We start from the raw sequence: 3,697 nt of genomic DNA on the forward strand, positions 1-3,697 counted from the left end.
CAGTCGCCTACAACAATTTCACATCCATTCTCATCAACCTCAACTCCTGGAGCAGTATTTGGACATTCATCCAAACCGTTTGGTACCCCATCATTATCACAGTCATCCTCAGGATTTTGAGGATCACATTCTTCTCCATTTCCATTGCCAGGGTCTCCTCCATCACAATTAAAGAATATATGCTCATAATCAACAGTTCCGTCATCATTTAAGTGACTGGAAATATCATTCCAGGAAAGATCTACTTCTACTGCCGGTACACCTACAGGATCTGGATAATTCCCTTCCCAATTGAGTAAGGTCGCAGTTAGCCTGATATATGGTGTCTCACTATCTTCACCATATTGTGGTGCAGGAATAGCAAAGCAAAATGGATCTGCATAGTAATCTTCAGTAGTTTCATCATAACCGGTTACAGGAAGATCTGCAGTGTCATGTAGTACCATATCTTCATCACCCCCAATATAAGTTACAGCTAAGCTATAGTTTGCGGTAAAGTGACGTCCGGCATCATTGCAGTAATTAGCAAAAACACAAAGTTCATAAACCACTTCTGGAATTAAATCAAAGAATTGATAGCCGTATAAATTAACATCACGATCATCAAAACATAGAACTTCTACATCAACATATTTTTTAGATCCTGCCCGAATAGTAAAATCAAATGGCAGTCCCTGACTTACCATGTTACCATATACGCTTGCAGTTGTTGGTGTTGCCCAAATAAGTGTTGATCCATCATCGTCTGGATCACCATCATAAACCAAAAATGTGGTTAAAGACACAGCAGCTGTGTTAGACTCACTATTGGCTACAGGAATTTTCAAATCTTCATCATAATCGGTATAATAATTTCCATCATCTTCCAGAATAGGAACATTTATTTCTATAGTTCCTTCTAAGGAAGTGCCCATATTATGGGTAAGCTCAACATGAGCATAAGCTGGTGCCTCTGAAGAACATTCAGGAAGGCTTTGCTTTAAAGCCGCTCTGTTTACCATATCATTTAAGCTTGCGCCTAAACTAAGCTCAGCAAAATTTTCAGCAGCTGAATCATCTATTAGATTATTTTCGTCCTTGGTACAGGAAGAAAGTAAGAGTGAGAACACGGCAATAAATGCCATATATCTTTTTAAAGTTTTCATAATTAAAGTTTTCATAATTAAAGTTTTTTGGATTAAATATTTAGAATGGTTTTTTTTTAAGAACTACCAGGAGTTTACAGCTCCTGGTAGTTTATCTTATTTTAATTAATAACAAGCTACAGCGTGAATAATAATATAGAAGTCATCACTATAGTCTATGTCTTCCCAGGTATAGCTAAGTGTATTTACATCAACCTCATCATTTTGGTTATAATTACCGGGTGCAAAAACATCATTTCCAGATGGTGCATCTTCACTTAAATTAATATGAAGTTCATTTAAGCTCACTCCAGGTTCAAGCGTGATTTCCAATGTAATATCATCATCATCAACTGATATTTCAGCAGTACCTATATGTTCTCCATTGGAGGTATCATTTTGGCCCGCAGCTGCCCATATATAAAAAGTATTACTTGCTCCATCTTCACTGGTCTGATAGTTTTCAGCCCAGCCCCAACGGTTAGAATTTGCTAATGTATTAAGCCTGGTGTCTCCTTCCATATAGGCGGTTTCACAGTCATCGTCTCCATTATCATCATCACCATCATCGTCACCGTCATCATCACCATTATCATCTCCCTCATCATCGCCGTCACCGTTATCGTCATCTCCTCCGGTATCATCTCCATCATCTACACAATTAAAGAAAACATGCTCGTAGTCTATAGTATTATCTTCCCCGAAGTATTCCTGAACATCGTTCCAGCTCAACTCAATAACTTCAGAATAATCGCCTACGGGATCTCCATAATTGTCTTCCCATGAAGATAAAGTCACGGTAACACGTAAATAAACATCAGAATCAGCCTCATCATACATAGGTGCAGGAATAGCTAAACATAATGGATCTGCAAACCAGTCACCTGAATCATCATCTTCAGTATTTCCTGTCATTGGAGATTCACTGTCATAAAGACTAATAACCTCATCCCCCATTAGATAGTCAATATCCAAAGCATAATTTGCTGTATAATGTCTACCATCATCGGTACAGTAGTTAGCAAAAACACAGAATTCATACAGCTGTACTGGGACCAGGTCAAAGAATTGATACCCGTAAAGATTAACATCGCGATCATCAAAGCATAGTACTTCTACTTCCAGATATTTTTTTGAGCCTGCTCTTAAATCAAAATCGATAGGCAAAGCATCATTCACGAAATTGCCATACTCCCCGTCGTCAGTTGGTGCTACCCATATAGGTGAAACACCATCTCCTGGTTCTTCAGCATAAACCATAAATGTTGTTAAGCTCACAGATGCAGTAGTCTCACCGGCTGGAATAGGAATCTCTAATTCATCATCATAATCGGTAAAATAAGTGTCCCCATCAAAAAGAATAGGCACTACCACATCTTCTGATCCTAAATCATGGGTAAGCACTACCCAGGCATACATAGGTGTATCCTCAGAACATTCAGGAATAGCCTGACGATTGTCATTCACAAAGTCGTTTAACATCGCTCCTATAGAAACTTCACCCATTTCTTCATTTACAGAAGGTTCATTGGTTTCATCCTTAGTACAGGAGGTAAAAAGCATCCCTGCTGTCACCAGGGTAGCCATAATTAATTTTAATTTTTTCATAATAATATAGTTTAAATATTGTTAAAAAAGGTGTCCCAGACTGGGACACCTTAAATAGATTTCTAATACATTTCAAATTCCCCGCAAGCAACTGGTGTAAAATCAGATTCGTGTAGAACTACTGTTCTGTCGTCTAGATTAGCAGCATTCACCTCCGCATCGGTTAAAGTAAAAGTTCTTGTATAAAACAAGTTCCCAGCCCCATCTGCCTCTGGCCAAACATCTCCAGAATAATCAAGAGCCCAAAATGGCGATCCATAATCTTCACAAGTTGCATTTTCATGAATATGCTGTGGTACATCGCCGGGAGTAAGCTCAGTAGCTGCAGTAGTAGCAGTTAACTGATTTCCTTCCAGTTTGAGATAAGCGAATCCAACAGCGTTTGAATCTCCCAAATCTTTCAAACAAGCTTTATAACGCTTAGCTTCAACTCTTGGGTCATCAAATGGAGGAGGGTTATCACCACCACATCCATAATTAAAGTGGTAATAATCCATAGCTCCCGTTTCTTCATTGTAGAATAATTTAATTTCATCGTCTGTAATAGATCCTGAAAGAATTATTTCACCTTCATCGTCAGTATCGTATTCGTCGGTACTTTCAATACTAATTTCAAAATAGTACGTATCAACACCATCAGTATCTGGCAGGAAGAAACATAAAGGATCAGAATAGTAATCACCGGTTTCTTCATCCATATCAACATCATTAATAACATTTGTATATAGCTCGTTTCCTGTATTATCATTTCCTGACCATACATTCACGCTATAGCCTGCAACATAATGTCTACCTTCTTCTGAAGGACAGAAATTTCCGAATAAACAGAATTTAATAAGCGGTACAGGTACAAGATCAAAGAACTGATAACCATAAAGATTTACATCACGGTCGTCAAAACATAGAACTTCTACATCTACATATTTTTTAGAACCTGCACGTAAATCAAAATTTAGAGGTAAAGC

3 protein-coding genes are annotated in these 3,697 nt (G+C 38.0%); all 3 read right to left on the reverse strand.

Going from position 1 to position 3,697, the window contains the following annotated elements; all coding sequences use genetic code 11:
• Positions 1–1,109, reverse strand: a 1,109-nt coding sequence (locus QZ276_RS01560) for a hypothetical protein (RefSeq protein ID WP_292484660.1), incomplete at its 3' end; no start/stop codon positions are given.
• Between the two features lie 141 nt (positions 1,110–1,250).
• Positions 1,251–2,711 (reverse strand): hypothetical protein, encoded by a 1,461-nt coding sequence (locus tag QZ276_RS01565; RefSeq protein WP_292484661.1) that lies wholly within the window; start codon positions 2,709–2,711, stop codon positions 1,251–1,253.
• Between the two features lie 83 nt (positions 2,712–2,794).
• Positions 2,795–3,697: hypothetical protein (locus QZ276_RS01570; protein ID WP_292484663.1), on the reverse strand; the 903-nt coding region annotated here is incomplete at its 5' end.

The organism is Methanohalobium sp., from assembly GCF_018609725.1.
Taxonomy (GTDB): Archaea; Halobacteriota; Methanosarcinia; order Methanosarcinales; family Methanosarcinaceae; genus Methanohalobium.